Genomic DNA, 16,502 nt, shown 5'->3' on the forward strand with positions numbered 1-16,502 from the left:
GTGACTACTCGATGACGAGGTCGACCTCTATGTTGCCGCGGGTCGCGTTCGAGTAGGGGCAGACCTGGTGGGCGGTCTCGACCAGCTTGCGGCCGGTCGCCTCGTCCAGGGTGTCGGGCAGCTCGACGCGCAGGGTCACCTTGAGGCCGAAGCCCTCGCCCTGCTTGCCGATGCCGACCTCGGCGGTCACGGCGGCGTCGGTCACGTCGACCTTCGCCTGCCGGCCGACGAGGCCGAGGGCGCTGCCGAAACAGGCGGCGTAACCGGCGGCGAAGAGCTGCTCGGGGTTGGTGCCCTGGCCGTTGCCGCCCATCTCCACCGGAATGCCGAGCTGAAGGTCGATCTTGCCGTCGTTGCTGACCGCGCGGCCGTCACGGCCGTGGGTGGCGGTGGCTACGGCGGTGTAGATCGCGTCCATGGAAACCATCCCTCTCGGAACTTACGGAACTTACGGAACTTCGGAAGTCTTGACGGAGGTGCCCGGCCCGGGGGTCCGGGCCGCCTCACGGCGATAATTAGAGCACACAATTCAATTGCCCACAACTAAATGGCTCGCTGGCGCTATCCTGGAACCATGACCACCACTCCCACCACCGACTGGCTCCGCCTCGACCAGCAGATCTGCTTCTCCCTGAACGCCGCGTCCCGCGCGTTCGGCGGTGTCTACCGCGTGATCCTCAAGGACCTCGGGCTCACGTACCCGCAGTACCTGGTGATGCTGGTGCTGTGGGAGCACGGCGAGCTGCCCGTCAAGAAGCTCGGCGAACACCTGCGACTGGACTCCGGCACCCTGTCCCCGCTGCTCAAGCGGCTGGAGACGGCCGGTCTGGTACGGCGTGAGCGCAGCGCCCGCGACGAGCGCTCGGTGGAGGTACGGCTCACCGACGAGGGCGTCGCCCTGCGCGAGCGCGCCCTTGAGGTACCGCGCCGCATCGTGGGCGCGACCGGCTTCGACGTCGAGGAGATCCGCGCCCTGCGCGAACGCCTCGACGAACTCACCGGCGCGCTGGACGCGGCGACGCTGGAGCAGCCGTAGACGACACCGGGTCCACCGACCCCGGTGGCATCCGGCGGATGTAGAGGGCGAGCTTCACGCGTCCGCTCACATACTCCCGCCCACGCGCGAACTCCCCGTCCACGACGTCGAGTTTGACCCGGTCGGTGGGGTCACCGGGCACCCACCTGGACGGCAGCAGATTCGACTGCGCGACGATCCACACCCGGTCCACCCCGGCGAGCCGCGCCCGCAACTCCCTCGGCGCCACCTCCCGCCCGCTCAACGTCCCGGACCCGGCCCCCGGCTCCGCCAGCGCCAGGTCCCGCGCACCGACGAACGGTCCCGGATACGCGGACGTCGTCACCCGCCAGAACGACGGCAGGAACAGCACGGGGTCACCGGGCCGCAGCTCACGACCGGCAATCGCGGAGATGGCGGCGAGGTTCTCGGGGCGGCGGGCCGCGTCACGGTCGTTCCGGTAGGCGGGGAGACCGTGAAGGAAGGGGACGGTTACGGCGAGGATGCCGGCGAGGGTGATGAGGGGGGTGCGGTGGAGGGGGGTGCGGTGGAGGGGGTGGCGAGTGAGGTGGGAGGGGGTGCGGTGGGCTTCCGGTGATGCGGGGGCGGTGGATCCGGGTGTGCGGTCAACTCCGGTCAGTGGAAGGCGTCTTGGAGATTCGACTCCAGCTCCGGCTCCGACTCCGACTCCAGCTCCGGCTCCGACTCCGACTCCAGTTCCGGCTCCGGCTCCGGCTCCGACGCGGTGACCGCTGGAGGCCCGCGCGCCGACCAACTGGGGGCGACTCTCAGCACCGGCCGCCTCGGCCGCTCGGGCCCGCGCACGGTCGGCTTCCGGTCGTGGGAGAGCGCCGGGTCGCAGTCGGCCCGCCAGCTCCAGCAGGCGGTCCGCCCCCGCCGCCACCAGCAGCGGCGCCCCCGCGAGCGCGTAGAGCACATACCGCTCGTGGAACAGCGGCCGGAACTGCGACACCGTCAGCAGGATCACCGGCGGCACCACCAGCAACGGCAGCGCGACCGACGCGAGCCGCCGTGTGCCGAGTCCCACCAGGATCAGCAGGACCGAGGTCCACAGGACGACCCCGGTCGGGGTGACGGCGAGGAACTCCCGGGCCAGCCGCTCCGTCGTGTCCCGGTCCGGCACCCTCAGCCAGGCCACCTGGCCGGACTGCCGCTGGGACACCCAGGCCAGGGGCAGCAGGACGGCCACCGCCACCCCCGCCGCACGGGTCCAGCCGGCCCACACCGCCCTGGGCACCCGCGCCGCCGCCAGTGTCAGCGCGTGCGCGCAGAGCACCAGGACCGCGAACTCGTGCAGCAGAAAGGTCACGGCGAGGACAGCGCCGTACGGCCACCACGACCGTCCGTCGAGGGCCCGCACCAGGAGCAGCGTCGCGCCCGCCACGCCGGCCGCGACGAGGGCGTAGGAACGGCCCTCCTGGGCGTAGTGGCCGATCAGCGGGGTGATCGCGTAGAGCAGGCCGGCCCAGAGGCCGACGCGGGGGCGGGCCAGGCGTGTGCCGAGGGCCGCGACCAGGCCCGCCGTCGCGGCGGCTCCGCAGACGGACGGCAGGCGGAGGGCCACCTCGCCGGGGTGGACGGCGAGGACGGCGTGCATGAGGAGGTAGTACAGGCCGTGCACCGCGTCCACACCGTGCAGCAGCCGCCAGATCTGCGGCACCGTGCGCCGCCCGACCAGGAAGGTGACGGCCTCGTCGCCCCACATGCCGCCGCGATCGAGGCCCCACAGCCCCAGCGCGAGCATGACGGCCACCGGCACGACCACGGCCACGACCTCCGCGCGCGTCCACCGCGCACGCCCGTACTCACCCTCACCTTGGCTGTCCACCTGGCTGATTTTGTACTGTTGGCAAGCTCTTACCGTCGATTGACGGTGTATCAGCATTCCTGCGGCATTCACCCGGCTTACGATCCGCGATGATGAACGCCGTCCGCGGACACCGCCGCCTCGCCCTCACCCTCGCCTGGCTCGCCACCCGCGCGGGCATGCTGCTCCTCCTCGCCCTCGGCGGCCTCCCGCTGCTCGGCGGGGGCGAGGTCGCGCGGGAGGTGTGGGAGCTGTACCACCACTGGTACGGCGTCCTGTCGCACGGCGCGTTCCCGGCGCACGACCCGATGTGGCAGTACCCGCCGGGCGCCGGCCCCGTCCTGCTGGCCCCCGCGCTGCTGCCGGGCCTGACGTACTTCCAGGCGTTCGTCGCCCTCACCCTCGCCACCGACGCCCTGATCACCCTGACCCTGGTCCGCGCGGGCGCCCGTCCCGGGCACGGCCTGCGCGGCGCCGCGTACTGGATCTGCGGCCTCCCCCTCCTCCTGCACATCCCGTTCGTCCGCTACGACGTGCAGGTCACGGCGTTCGCCGTCATCTCCCTGTTGACGTTGTCGCGCTCCACGCGTGCGTGCGGCACGTTCGCGGCGCTGGGCGCGTTGGTGAAGGTGTGGCCGGGACTGGTGCTGCTGGGGATGCCGAGGGGGCGGGCGACGCGGTCGGTGTGGTCGTGGGCGGTGGGGACGGGGGCCTTGTCGCTCATGATGCTCGTGGCCTTGTTCAACAATCCTTTCGCCTTCTTGCGCCAACAGGGCGGCCGGGGCGTACAGATCGAGTCACTCGGTGGCACGGCCCTCGGCCTGGCGACCCACGCCGGCTGGCCGGGCCGGGTGCGCTACCGGTACGGCGCGATGGAGTTCACGGGACCGTATGTCTCCGCCGTCGCCGACGCCTCCCTCGCGCTCACGGCGGTCGCCTTCGCGCTGCTGCTCCTGTGGCGGCTCCGGGCCCGCCGCTGGACCGCCGCGACGCCGTACGACGCCGCGCTGAGCGCCGTCCTGCTGTTCACCGTGACCAGCCGGGTGATCAGCCCCCAGTACATGATCTGGCTGCTCGGCCTGGCCGCCGTCTGCCTGACCTCACGGCACACCACTCAACGCCCGGTGGCCTGGCTGATCGCGGCGGCCACCGCGGTCAGCGCCGTCGAGTTCCCCGTCCTGTACGACGACGTCATCCACAGCACCTGGACGGGCTGCGCCCTGATGGCCGTACGCAACGGTCTGCTGGCCGCCACGGCCGTCCTCTCCTTCGTCCGCCTGTGGCGGTCGTCGAGGCCGCTCCCCGCGACGACGCACACGCGCGTGCGGCCCTCCTCCCCGTACGGGGAGTCCGAGCAGCTGTCCGCGGCACACTCCGGCGCCTGATTGACTGAGGACGCAAGCGCGTGACATCGAGCGAGGGAGGGGACGGCCGCACATGACCTGGCTGATCACCGGCGGCGCCGGATACATCGGGGCGCACGTCGTGAGGGCGATGACCGAGGCGGGCGAACAGGCGGTCGTCTACGACGACCTGTCCACCGGTATCGCCGAACGCGTGCCCGACGGTGTGCCCCTGGTGGTGGGCTCGACCCTGGACGCGGAACGGGTGGCCCGCACCCTCGCCGACCAGGACGTCACCGGAGTCGTCCATCTGGCGGCGAAGAAGCAGGTCGGCGAGTCGGTGGACCTGCCGTTGCACTACTACCGGGAGAACGTCGAGGGCCTGCGCGTCCTCCTGGAGGCGGTCACCACGGCCGGCGTCCCGTCCTTCGTGTTCTCGTCCTCGGCCGCCGTCTACGGCATGCCGGACGTGGAGCTGGTGACCGAGGAGACGCCGTGCCTGCCCATGTCGCCCTACGGCGAGACCAAGCTCGCCGGTGAGTGGCTGGTCCGCGCGACAGGCCGGGCGACCGGCCTCTCCACAGCCTCCCTGCGCTACTTCAACGTGGCCGGAGCCGCCGCCCCCGAACTCGCCGACGTCGGCGTCTTCAACATCGTCCCCATGGTCTTCGAGAAGCTCACCGAGAACGCGCCCCCGCGCATCTTCGGCGACGACTACGTCACCCCGGACGGCACCTGCGTCCGCGACTACATCCACGTCGTGGACCTGGCCGAGGCCCACGTCGCCGCGGCCCGCGCCCTCCAGGCCTCCCCTGGCCGCGCCCTCACCCTCAACATCGGCCGCGGGGAAGGCGTTTCGGTCCGCGAGATGATCGACCACATCAACGCGATCACCGGCTACGACCGCCCCCCGACCGTCCACCCGCGCCGCCCCGGAGACCCGGCCCGCGTCGTCGCCTCCGCCGACCGCATCGCCACCGAACTGGGCTGGAAGGCCAAGCTCGACGTCCAGGACATGATCTCGTCGGCGTGGGAGGGCTGGGTGCGGTTGCACCCTGGGGCCGCACGGTCCTGAAGGGCCGGGATCTGATGGGCAGTTGCTCAAGAGTGGAACGCGCCGTAGGCGCCGTCCTCGGCTCCGCCGTCGGCGACGCTCTCGGCGCGCCCTTCGAGTTCGGGCCCGAAGGCGCCTTCTCAGCCCGGTTTCCGGCGCCGGGTCACGGCGGCGAGATGTGCGGGGGCGGCGGCTGGGACCCGGGCGAGGCCACCGACGACACGCAGATGGCGGTACTGGTCGCGGAGTCGCTGATGGAATGCGGGGGCCTCCAACTCCCCGACGTGTTCAGGCGGTTCAGGCAGTGGGCGGCCTCCGAACCGAAGGACATCGGCCTGCAGACCGAGGCCGTGCTGACCAGCGGCGACCCCTGGGACCTGGCCGCCGCCCTGCACTTCCGGACAAGCCAACGGGGCGCCGGGAACGGCTCGTTGATGCGCGCCGCTCCCTCCGCCGTGTACTTCGCGCGCGAGGGACGCGACGCCACGATGGACGCCGCCCGCCGCATCGCCGCGCTCACTCACGGAGACCGCGCCGCATGGGAAGGCACCGCCGTCTTCCACGAGTTGACCCGCATCGCCCTGGCCGGCGACGACCCCCTCGACGCCGTCGAGGAGACACTCCGATCCGTCCACCCCGACCACCGCGAGCGCTACGCCGTCGCCCTCTCCCCCGACTGGCACCCCGACCTCGCGACGGAGTTCAACGGCGCCGTCTGGCCCTGCCTCGCCTCCGCCCTCTGGGCCCTACGAACCACGTCCTCCTACGAGAACGCCCTGCGCGCCGCCATCGACCTCGGCGGCGACACGGACACCGTCGCCGCCGTGACGGGCGGCCTCGCGGGGGCGGTGTACGGCAGCGCGGCGATCCCTGAACGCTGGACCGAGGCCCTGCATGTACCCCTGCCGGGGTTCGGTGGGCGGGTGCTGGGGGCCGCTGAACTCGGGGAACTGGCGCGGGGGTTGGAGAAGGCGCGGGGCTAGGGCCTGTGCGGCGGACGGGTCGCGGGGATGAGGCGGCGACTGATCAGCGCTGGTGGGCGGGGCGCGTTGCGTACGGCGGCGAGGCGAGGGCGGGGGTGCTGCGGGTTGCTGAACTCGGCGCACTGGCACGGCGGTTGGGCCGGCGGCGGGGCTAGATCCTGTCCAGCGGATCAGGTCGCGGGAAAGCGGCGGCGCCCGATCAGCGCTAGTGAGCGGGGCTCAGCGCGTGCGACTGCGAGGCGGGGGCGAGGTGGAGCGTCTGCGGCCGACGGCAGCTCCGCAGATGCGTGCGCCGGGCCCCGCGCGACTGCGGCATGATCACCGGACGGGCCCCAGCCCTACAGCGCCTTGAGCCCCTCCGTGGTCGCCCGGGCGAGCGCCCCCAGGTATCCCTTCGGCAGCTTCGGGCTGCGGATCACCACGGCACGCCAGTACAGGGGGCCGGAGATCAGGTCCAGGGCCAGGTCCTCGTCCATGCCGGGGCGGATCTCACCACGCCGTTCCGCCGCCGCCAGGATCTTGCTGGCCACCCCCTCCTGGCCCTCGCGCAACGCCTTCTGCATGGCGTCGGCGATCTCCGGGTTGCGGGCCGCCTCCGCCTGAAGGTCCGGGATGATCTGCGAGGCCACGGGGTGGCGCAGGGCCCGTGACGTCACCTCGTACAGCATCCGAAGGTCACCCTCCAGCGAACCGGTGTCCGGCGTCGGCAGCCCCATCACCGCGATCGCCGACACGACGTCCAGCACCAGGTGCAGCTTCGAACGCCACCGGCGGTACACCGCCGTCTTGCCCACCCCGGCGCGACGCGCGATCCCCTCGATCGACATCCGGGCATACCCGACCGCCGCCAGCTCCTCGAAGACCGCTCCCCGAATGGCTTCGGTCACATCCTCGCGGAGTACGGCCGCCCCTGCGGGGGTGCGGCGGCGCTGACGTGTCTGGGGCTCGTCGGCGTTTGTCGTCATAGTCCAAGCATAGGGGCGTTGCGACGAAACGGTTGCGTTCCGACGCGGGGTGCGCGTGGCGCAGGGGGCACGCGGGGCGGGGGCCGCGTTGCGACGAAACGGTCGCGCCGCAGCGCGGACGGGGGCGGCTCGTCGCGACGCAACCGGCTCGTCGCCGCGACGGACCGGCGCCGTCCTCGCGACGGACCGGTGCCGTCCTCGCGACGCTCCCGCAGCGTCCGCACGACGCAACGGGTCCGTCCGCACGACGCGACCGTCCCGTCACGTCACGTCCCATCCCGTCCGCACACCACCCCCACCCAGAGCGTAACGACGCAACAGCCCCGTCCCGACCCAAACCTAACGGCCCCATCACATCCGTCACGACGAAACGGTTGCGTTCCGACGCCGAATCGGCCTACGCTCACGTTGCGACGATACGGTCCCGTCCCGACGTAAGAGAACGTAAAGAGAAGCGTAAGGAAACGCCGGGCAACGGGACACGGCAGCCGGACGCACGCACCCCCTCCCCCCGAGCGAAAGCAGCGGATGTGAGCCAGGTCCTCCACACACCGCCCCATTCGCCGGCCCCGGCCGACGAAGACGACCTCGCGGCGCTCGCCGCACGCCACGGCCTCACGGTCAGTGGCGCCCGCCCCTCCCTGGCCGAGTATGTCCGCCAGTTGTGGGAGCGACGCCACTTCATCACCGCGTTCGCCACCGCCAAGCTGACCGCGCAGTACAGCCAGGCGAAGCTGGGCCAGATCTGGCAGGTGATGACACCGCTGTTGAACGCGGCGGTGTACTACTTCATCTTCGGCATCCTGCTGGGCACCAAGCGCGGCGTGCCGGACTACATCCCGTTCCTGGTGACGGGCGTGTTCATCTGGACGTTCACGCAGAGCTCGATCATGGCGGGCACCCGGGCGATCTCCGGCAACCTCGGCCTCGTACGGGCCCTGCACTTCCCGCGGGCCGCGCTGCCGATCTCGTTCGCGTTGCAGCAGCTCCAGCAGCTGTTGTTCTCGATGGCCGCCCTGGTCGTGATCCTGCTCTGCTTCGGTGTACCGATCAGCTTCTCCTGGGTGCTGGCGATCCCGGTACTGGTGCTGCAGTTCACGTTCAACGCGGGCGTCTCGATGATCATGGCCCGGATGGGGGCGAAGACGCCGGACATCGCGCAGCTGATGCCGTTCATCCTGCGCACCTGGATGTACGTCTCCGGTGTCATGTGGAGCATCGACAAGCTGACCAGCAAGGACCACCTGCCGCACTTCGTGACGCTCGCCCTGGAGACCAACCCGGCGGCCGTCTACATCGACCTCATGCGGTACGCGCTGATCGACAGCTTCCACTCCAGCCAGCTCCCCCCGCACGTGTGGCCTGCCGCGACCGGCTGGGCACTGATCGCCGGCGTCGGCGGCTTCATCTACTTCTGGAAGGCTGAGGAGACGTACGGCCGTGGCTGAGCAGACCATCGAGTACAGCACCGAGCGGACCCCCGTGGCCGCGGACAGTACGATCCCCACCGTCGTCTGCGACGGCGTCGACATCATCTACCGGGTCAACGGAACCGGCGCCGGACGCGGCACCGCGACCGCCGCCCTCAACCGCATGATGCGCCGCAAGCAGAGCGAGAAGGCCTCGGGCGTGCGCACCGTGCACGCGGTCAAGAAGGTGTCCTTCGTCGCCTACAAGGGCGAGGCGGTCGGCCTGATCGGCACCAACGGTTCCGGCAAGTCCACGCTGCTCAAGGCGGTCGCGGGCCTGCTCCCGGTGGAGAACGGCCGCATCTACACCCACGGCCAGCCCTCCCTCCTCGGCGTCAACGCGGCCCTGATGGGCGATCTGACCGGCGAGCGCAACGTCTATCTCGGCGGCCTCGCCATGGGCATGTCCCGGGAGCAGATCAAGGAGCGCTACCAGGACATCGTCGACTTCTCCGGGATCAACGAGAAGGGCGACTTCATCACCCTCCCCATGCGGACGTACTCCTCCGGCATGGGCGCCCGGCTGCGTTTCTCCATCGCCGCCGCCAAGGACCACGACGTACTCCTGATCGACGAGGCGCTGGCGACGGGCGACCGGTCGTTCCAGCGGCGCTCCGAGGAGCGGATCCGCGAGCTGCGGAAGCACGCGGGCACGGTCTTCCTCGTCAGCCACAACAACAAGTCGATCCGCGACACCTGCGACCGCGTGCTGTGGCTGGAGCGCGGCGAGCTGCGGATGGACGGGCCGACGGAAGAGGTCCTGGAGGCGTACGAGGCCTTCACGGGCGGTGCCGACAAGCCCAAGGCCAACTAGCACCAGCGTCACCAGTCGGCGAACGAGGGCGCCCCGAGCCATCACGGCCCGGGGCGCCCTCGTTGTCGTAGGAACTACGAAGTCGGACTACGAAGTCGTAGGGGCTACGAATGCGTAGGGACTACGAATGCGTGCGCAGCAGTGTCCTCATCGTGCGCATCGCCACCGACAGGTTGGCCAGGTCGAACATCTCCGAGCCCTGGATCTCGTCCAGGGTCGTGCGTGCCCGGCCCAGGATCGCCGCGTTCTTCTCCTCCCAGGCCGTGAAGCGCTGTGCGGGGGTCGAGGTGCCGTTGCCCGCCGCGAGGATGTCGGCGGTCAGGGCCGCGTGGGCCGCGTACAGGTCCTCGCGGATGGAGGCGCGGGCCATGGACTGCCAGCGGTCGGCGCGGGGCAACTCGATGATGCGGTCCATGAGTTGGGTGATGTGGAGGCGGTCGGCGAGGTCGTAGTAGACCTCGGCGACGTCCATCGGGTCCTTGCCCGTGCGGTCGGCCACCGAGACGATGTCGAGCGCCGGGAAGGCGGAGGAGAACCCGGCCACGCGGGTGGCGAGTTCGGCGGGGACGCCGGCGCCGGACAGCTCGTCGTAGATCTGCTGGTACCACTCCAGGTCAGCGCCGCGCAGCAGCTTGGGGAGCTGGGACCAGACCTGTTCGACGCGGTCACCGAAGAACTCGACGGTCTCGGCGAGTTGGAGCGGCTGCGGCCGGTTGTTGAGCAGCCAGCGGGTGCCGCGCTCGCACAGGCGGCGCGAGTGCAGGCGGATGCGGGTCTGGACGGGCGCCTCGACGGTGTTGTCGAGTGCCTCGACGCCGTCCCACACCTCGGCGGCGTGGAAGATCGCGCGGGCCGCGGTCTGCGCCCGGACGATCTCCTCCAGGGAGGCCCCGGTCTCCTCGCGGAGGCGGTGCAGGAAGCTCGTACCGCCGGTGTTGACCGTGTCGTTGACGAGGACCGTGGTGACGATCTCGCGGTGCAGCGCGTGGGTGTCGATCTGCTCGGCGAACTTCTCGCGCAGCGCGGTCGGGAAGTAGGCGTGCAGCAGGGTGCGCAGATACGGGTCGTCGGGCAGCGAGGTGTGCAGCAGCTCGTCGGAGACCGTGATCTTCGTGTACGCCAGCAGGACGGCCGTCTCGGGACCGGTCAACCCCTGTCCCTGGGCGAGGCGTTCGCGGATCTGGCGGTCGGTGGGCAGGAACTCCAGCGCCCGGTCGAGGTGGCCCTCGCGGACCAGGGTGCGCATGAAGCGCTGCTGAGCGTGGAGCATGTCCTTGGACTGGGCGAGCGCGTTGGCGATCGCGGTGTTCTGCGCGTAGTTGTTGCGCAGGACGAGGGCGCCGACCTCGTCGGTCATCTCGGCGAGGATCTTGTTGCGCTGCTTGACGGTCATGTCGCCGTCTGTGACCAGGCCGTTGAGCAGGATCTTGATGTTCACCTCGTGGTCGGAGGTGTCCACGCCCGCGCTGTTGTCGATCGCGTCCGTGTTGATCTTGCCGCCCCGCTGGGCGAACTCGATCCGGCCGAGCTGGGTCAGGCCCAGGTTGCCGCCCTCGCCGACGACCTTGACGCGCAGGTCGGCGCCGTCGACACGGATCGCGTCGTTGGCCTTGTCGCCGACGTCCGCGTGGGACTCGGTGCTCGCCTTGACGTAGGTGCCGATGCCGCCGTTCCACAGCAGGTCGACCCGTGACTTGAGGATCGCCTTCATCAGGTCGGCGGGCGTCATCTTGGAGACCTTGTCCTCGATGCCGAGGGCCTCGCGGATGTGTCCGTTGACGGGGATCGCCTTGGCCGTGCGGGGGAAGACGCCGCCGCCGGCCGACAGCAGCTCCGTGTTGTAGTCGGCCCAACTGGAGCGCGGGAGCTCGAACATGCGGCGCCGCTCGGCGTACGAGACGGCCGCGTCCGGGTTCGGGTCGAGGAAGATGTGCCGGTGGTCGAAGGCGGCGACCAGGCGGATGTGCTCGCTGAGCAGCATGCCGTTGCCGAACACGTCTCCGGACATGTCGCCGACGCCGACGACCGTGAAGTCCTCGCTCTGGGTATCGACGCCCAGCTCCCGGAAGTGCCGCTTGACGGATTCCCAGGCACCGCGCGCGGTGATGCCCATCTTCTTGTGGTCGTAGCCGGCGCTGCCGCCGGAGGCGAAGGCGTCGCCGAGCCAGAAGTTGTAGCTCTCGGCGACCCCGTTGGCGATGTCCGAGAAGGTCGCGGTGCCCTTGTCGGCGGCGACGACGAGGTAGGTGTCGTCCTCGTCGTGCCGGACGACGTCCGCCGGGGGCACGACCTCGCCGGCCACCAGGTTGTCGGTGATGTCGAGCAGGGCCGAGATGAACATCTTGTAGCTGGCGATGCCCTCGGCGAGCCACGCGTCCCGGTCGACGCTCGGGTCCGGCAGCTGCTTGGCGACGAAGCCGCCCTTGGCGCCGACCGGCACGATGACGGTGTTCTTCACCATCTGCGCCTTGACCAGGCCGAGGATCTCGGTACGGAAGTCCTCCCGCCGGTCCGACCAGCGCAGACCGCCGCGCGCGACCTTGCCGAACCGCAGGTGCACGCCCTCCACGCGCGGCGAGTACACCCAGATCTCGTACGCCGGCCGCGGCGCCGGCAGGTCCGGGATGGCCTGTGGGTCGAACTTCATCGACACGTACGCGTGCGGCTTGCCGCCGACCGCTTCCTGGAAGAAGTTCGTGCGCAGCGTCGCCTTGATGACGGTCAGGAAGGACCGCAGGATCCGGTCCTCGTCGAGGCTCGCCACCTGGTCGAGGGCCGCGTCGAGCTCCTCCAGGAGGGCGTCGACGATCTCGTGCCCGGCGCGCTGCCGGTCCGGCGACATCCGCGCCTCGAACAGGGAGACGAGCAGCCGGGTGGTGTGGACGTTGTTGCGGAGGGTGTCCTCCATGTAGTCCTGGCTGAAGGTGGAACCGGCCTGCCTCAGGTACTTGGCGTACGCCCGCAGCACCATCGCCTGCCGCCAGTCGATCCCGGCGCTCAGCACCAGCGCGTTGAACCCGTCGTTCTCGGCCTGCCCGGTCCAGGTGGCGGCGAACGCCTCCTGGAACCGCTCGCGGCCGTCGTCGCCGAGGTAGTCCCCGTTGCCGCTCTGCGACTTGGGCATGCGCAGCCCGAAGTCGTAGATCCACGCGGTCGTACGGTCCGAGCAGCGCAGTTCGTACGGCCGCTCGTCCACGACCTCGACGCCGAGGCGGCTGAGGACCGGCAGCACGGCGGAGAGGGAGACCGAGGCGCCCTTGCGGTAGATCTTGAAGCGGCGCTCTTCGGGGGCGGCGCCCACCGGTTCGTAGAGGCTGAGCGCGAAGCCCTGTTCCTCGGTGAGCTGTTCCAGGTGGACCAGGTCGGCGACGGCGGCGCGCGGGTTGTGGTCCGCCTTGTAGCCCTCGGGGAAGGCGTTGCCGTAGCGGCGTACGAGTTCGGCCGCGCGCTCCTCGCCGCACTCGGCGTTCAGTGCCTCGCCGAAGCCGTCGGCCCAGGAGCGGGCGGCCTCGACCAGGCGGGCCTCGATGCGGTCCTTGTCGTTGTCGGACAGCTCGGGCAGTTCGGTGCCCGGCTCGACGCGGACCACGAAGTGCAGCCGGGAGAGGATCGACTCGGTGTTCCAGGCGGTGAAGTCGACGCTGGTGCCGTCGAGTTCCTCCTTCAGGATGTCGATGATCCTGAGGCGCACGCCGGTGGTGTAGCGGTCGCGCGGGAGGTAGACGAGGGCCGAGTAGTAGCGGCCGTACTCGTCCTGGCGGAGGTAGAGCCGCAGCCGCCGGCGTTCCTGGAGGTAGAGCACGGAGGTGACGATCGAGCGGAGTTCGTCGACCGGGGTCTGGAACAGCTCGTCGCGCGGGTACGTCTCCAGGATCTGGAGCAGGTCACGTCCGTCGTGGCTGTTGGGCGAGAAGCCGGCGCCCTCCAGCACCTCGTCGACCGTGCGCCGGATGACCGGGACCCGGCGGACGGACTCGGTGTAGGCGGCGGAGGAGAACAGTCCGAGGAAGCGGCGCTCGCCGACGACCTCGCCCTTCTCGTCGAACTTCTTCACGCCCACGTAGTCGAGGTACGACGGGCGGTGCACCGTGGACCGGCTGTTGGCCTTCGTCAGGACGAGGAGCTTGTGCTCGCGGGCCTTGGCGCGGGCGTCGGCCGGGAGCCGCTCGAAGGACGGGCTCACCGGGTGGCTGTCCTCGCCGGTGTGCTGCGGGTCGGAGCGCAGGATGCCGAGGCCGGTGCCGGGGACGGCGGCGAGGGAGTCGTCCTCGCGGAGCTGGTACTCGCGGTAGCCGAGGAAGGTGAAGTGGTCGGCGGCCAGCCAGCGCAGCAGCTCGCGGGCCTCGCCGACCTCGCTGGAGGGCAGGTCGGAGGCGGTCGGCTCGGCGGGCAGTTCGTCGGCCATCCGCAGGGCCGCGTCCCGCATCTTCTCCCAGTCCTCGACGGCCTCGCGGACGTCGGACAGGACGCGCAGCAGGTCGGCGTTGATCTGCTTCAGGTCGGCGCGGTCGGTCTCGCGGTCGATCTGGACGTGGATCCAGGACTCGGTGTGCGCGTCGTGCGGCAGCTCGTCGGCGGGCGGGGTGGTGAGCACCTCGATGAGCTTGCCGGTGAGGTCGCGGCGGACGACGATCTGCGGGTGGATGACGACGTGGATGCCCCGGCCCTGGCGGGTCAGTTCGTTGGTCACCGAGTCGACGAGGAAGGGCATGTCGTCGGTGACGACCTCGACGACGGTGTGGCTGCACGTCCAGCCGTTCTCTTCGACCGTCGGGGTGTGCACCCGTACGTTGGCCGTGCCCTGGGGTCGGGTCTCGGCCAGTCGGTAGTGGGAGAAGGCGGCGCCGAAGATGTCGACCGGGTCGCGGTCGGCGAGGTCCTCCGGGGCGGTGTGCAGGTAGTAGCGCTGGAGGAACGCGAGCACGGTGTCCCGGTCAGGGGTGCTCTCGTCCGTCGTCCCGGTCGGTAGATGCCCCCCGACCGGGCTGTTCTCAGCTACCCGGGCAGCCCGTTCGAGCAGCTCGGCCTTGGCTTCGTCCAGCTTGGTCTGCATTGTCCTCTGGCTCCTGTCGCGCGCCGTTGCGTGACGTAGAAGGAAGTTCGGTGTCTTCCCCTGCGGCTCGACGCCACGGCCCGGGGTGTCCGGTCTGCTCAGACGCTATGCCGCAGGGTGAGATGAGCGGTGGGTTATCGGCCATTTTCGGCACGCCCGAAGGGTGTGACGCTGATCTCTGCGGCGCCGGTACCCGGGGTGTGCGCGGCGTCCTGGGAGCCCTGTGGGCTCCGTCCCGCCCGCGAAAGTCTGTTGGACAGACCCTGGGACCAGCGACCGCCGCCCGGTCACGGATGTAGTCCGTGGTCGCCGGGCGCGGAGCAGGGGCGACGATGCCCCCGCGAAATATCGCGCTGATCACGCCACAAGGCTATCGCTCCTCACCGGGGGCTCGTCATGAGCCGGTTGTGTACAAAACCGAGGGTGGAACTTTGACGTTATGCACAGGGGCGCGGAGAGTGAAATCGTCGTATTCACGGGCAGTCGGGACGGTGCCGGGGTCCGCGCCGCGCGGCCCCTTGGCAAGTGCCCCGGCGCGCGGCACGTTGCCCATGAGCCCATGAGCCCTTGAGCCCATGGCGCCCGGCCAGGACGCATGCCACGGCCACGGAGGAGCGCACCGACATGACAGCGAAGATCCTCATCGTCACCGGCGACGCAGCGGAGTCGCTGGAAGTCCTCTACCCCTACCAGCGCCTGCGCGAGGAGGGCTACGAGGTGCACATCGCGGCTCCCGAGCGCAAGAAGCTCCGGTTCGTCGTCCATGACTTCGAACCCGGCTTCGACACCTACACCGAGAAACCCGGCTACACCTGGCCCGCCGATCTCGCCTTCTCCGAGGTCGATCCCGGCCAGTACGCGGCCCTCGTCATCCCCGGCGGCCGGGCCCCCGAGTACCTCCGCAACGATCCCGAACTCCGCAAGATCCTCAAGTCCTTCTTCGACACGGACAAGCCCGTGGCCCAGATCTGCCACGGCCCCCTGCTCACCGCCGCGATCGACGGCCTGCGCGGCCGGCGCGTCACGGCCTATCCGGCGCTCGAACTCGACATGCAGTCCGCCAGAGCGACCTTCCAGGACACCGAGACGGTGGTCGACGGCACCCTGGTCTCCGCCCGCGCGTGGCCGGATCACTCCCGCTGGATGCGGGAGTTCCTCACGGTGCTGCGGGCGAAGGCGCCGGTGACGTGAGGCCGCGGTGCGGCGTCTCCTGAGTCGCCGCACCCCCGGTCACGCGGCCAGCCGCTCCGCCTCCGCGACGGCTTCGGCCAGCGAGTCCACCACGGGCACGCCGACGACTTCGAGGCTGGCCCGGCTGTGCGAACCGCCGGTGTAGAGCACGGCCCGCGCGCCCACGTGCAGCGCGGCCACCGCGTCGTCGGCGGCATCGCCGATCACCACGGTGCGCGCGGGGTCCACGCCGGTCAGCGCCTCGAGGTGACGCACCATGTGCTCGGCCTTGCTGCCGCCGGAGGGTCCGGTGCGCCCGTCGACCCGTATGAAGTGCGGCTCTATCCCGAACTCACGCACCAGCGGGACGAGTTCGTCATGGACGTACATGCTGAGGATCGACTGACTGCGACCCCCGGTCCGCCACCCCGCGAGCAGCTCGACCGCGCCCTCGGTGAGCCCGCAGACGACGCGGTGCTCGGCGTAGTAGCGGTGGAAGGCCTCGTCCATGACCTCCCACTCGGCGTCGGTGGGCAGCCGTCCCAGCAGCCGCTCGTAGAACTTCGGCACCGGCACGCAGTACAGCGCCCGGTACTCCTCCATCGTGATCGCCTTGAGCCCCAGCTCGGCGAAGGCCGCGTTCGTCGCCCCGATGATCGCGTCATTGTCGTGGAACAGCGTGCCGTTCCAGTCCCAGACGATGTGCGCGTTCGTTTGCATCCCCATGCCAAAAACGTACCCGCCGCCACTGACAATCAAGAGAACCGCAGGTCAACTGGCATCTTCAGCCGTCTGGCCGCCGCCGAAC

12 protein-coding genes are annotated in these 16,502 nt (G+C 70.3%); 7 read left to right on the forward strand and 5 right to left on the reverse strand.

Annotated elements, in window-relative coordinates; genetic code table 11:
* Nucleotides 1–4 precede the first annotated feature (4 nt).
* Nucleotides 5–418 carry an organic hydroperoxide resistance protein gene (locus tag AB0M63_RS35250; protein WP_355920364.1) on the reverse strand — a complete coding sequence of 138 codons (414 nt, stop codon included), beginning with the start codon at nt 416–418 and terminating at the stop codon, nt 5–7.
* 156 nt (nt 419–574) lie between these two features.
* Between AB0M63_RS35250 and AB0M63_RS35255 the strand changes: the two genes are divergently transcribed.
* Complete coding sequence (locus AB0M63_RS35255) at nt 575–1,036, forward strand: MarR family transcriptional regulator (RefSeq protein ID WP_355920367.1); 462 nt, start codon at nt 575–577, stop codon at nt 1,034–1,036.
* Here the strand turns inward: AB0M63_RS35255 and AB0M63_RS35260 are convergent.
* A complete protein-coding gene (locus tag AB0M63_RS35260; protein WP_366022211.1) occupies nt 996–2,780 on the reverse strand; it encodes a glycosyltransferase family 39 protein in 1,785 nt (594 codons plus the stop codon). The genes AB0M63_RS35255 and AB0M63_RS35260 overlap by 41 nt on opposite strands.
* Nucleotides 2,781–2,956: 176 nt before the next feature.
* Here AB0M63_RS35260 and AB0M63_RS35265 point away from each other — a divergent pair, with 176 nt between their 5' ends.
* From AB0M63_RS35265 to AB0M63_RS35275, 3 genes are read left to right on the forward strand one after another with little or no spacing between them, the layout of a single operon-like run.
* The gene (locus AB0M63_RS35265) at nt 2,957–4,228 is read left to right on the forward strand and encodes a glycosyltransferase 87 family protein (RefSeq protein WP_366022185.1); all 1,272 of its coding nucleotides are present in this window, start codon (nt 2,957–2,959) and stop codon (nt 4,226–4,228) included.
* 52 nt (nt 4,229–4,280) lie between these two features.
* Complete coding sequence (gene galE / locus AB0M63_RS35270) at nt 4,281–5,261, forward strand: UDP-glucose 4-epimerase GalE (RefSeq protein WP_366022186.1); 981 nt, start codon at nt 4,281–4,283, stop codon at nt 5,259–5,261.
* A gap of 14 nt (nt 5,262–5,275) precedes the next feature.
* Complete coding sequence (locus tag AB0M63_RS35275; RefSeq protein ID WP_366022212.1) at nt 5,276–6,223, forward strand: ADP-ribosylglycohydrolase family protein; 948 nt, start codon at nt 5,276–5,278, stop codon at nt 6,221–6,223.
* Between the two features lie 338 nt (nt 6,224–6,561).
* Here the strand turns inward: AB0M63_RS35275 and AB0M63_RS35280 are convergent, their stop codons facing one another.
* Nucleotides 6,562–7,188 (reverse strand): TetR/AcrR family transcriptional regulator, encoded by a 627-nt coding sequence (locus tag AB0M63_RS35280; RefSeq protein ID WP_355920377.1) that lies wholly within the window; start codon nt 7,186–7,188, stop codon nt 6,562–6,564.
* A 530-nt stretch (nt 7,189–7,718) separates the two neighbouring features.
* On the opposite strand from AB0M63_RS35280, the gene AB0M63_RS35285 reads away from it, so the two are divergent.
* Nucleotides 7,719–8,636 carry an ABC transporter permease gene (locus AB0M63_RS35285; RefSeq protein ID WP_355920380.1) on the forward strand — a complete coding sequence of 306 codons (918 nt, stop codon included), beginning with the start codon at nt 7,719–7,721 and terminating at the stop codon, nt 8,634–8,636.
* On the forward strand, nt 8,629–9,471 hold the full coding sequence (locus AB0M63_RS35290; RefSeq protein WP_355920383.1) for an ABC transporter ATP-binding protein: 843 nt from the start codon (nt 8,629–8,631) through the stop codon (nt 9,469–9,471). The genes AB0M63_RS35285 and AB0M63_RS35290 overlap by 8 nt, the downstream gene beginning before the upstream one ends.
* Before the next feature lie 121 nt (nt 9,472–9,592).
* Here the strand turns inward: AB0M63_RS35290 and AB0M63_RS35295 are convergent, their stop codons facing one another.
* Nucleotides 9,593–14,524, reverse strand: a complete 4,932-nt coding sequence (locus tag AB0M63_RS35295) for an NAD-glutamate dehydrogenase (protein WP_366022187.1) — start codon at nt 14,522–14,524, stop codon at nt 9,593–9,595.
* A gap of 624 nt (nt 14,525–15,148) precedes the next feature.
* Between AB0M63_RS35295 and AB0M63_RS35300 the strand changes: the two genes are divergently transcribed.
* On the forward strand, nt 15,149–15,715 hold the full coding sequence (locus AB0M63_RS35300) for a DJ-1/PfpI family protein (RefSeq protein WP_366022188.1): 567 nt from the start codon (nt 15,149–15,151) through the stop codon (nt 15,713–15,715).
* 39 nt (nt 15,716–15,754) lie between these two features.
* Here the strand turns inward: AB0M63_RS35300 and AB0M63_RS35305 are convergent, their stop codons facing one another.
* Nucleotides 15,755–16,420, reverse strand: a complete 666-nt coding sequence (locus AB0M63_RS35305) for an HAD family hydrolase (RefSeq protein WP_366022189.1) — start codon at nt 16,418–16,420, stop codon at nt 15,755–15,757.
* Nucleotides 16,421–16,502 lie beyond the last annotated feature (82 nt).

It is taken from the genome of Streptomyces sp. NPDC051576, assembly GCF_040681835.1.
Classification (GTDB): domain Bacteria; phylum Actinomycetota; class Actinomycetes; order Streptomycetales; family Streptomycetaceae; genus Streptomyces.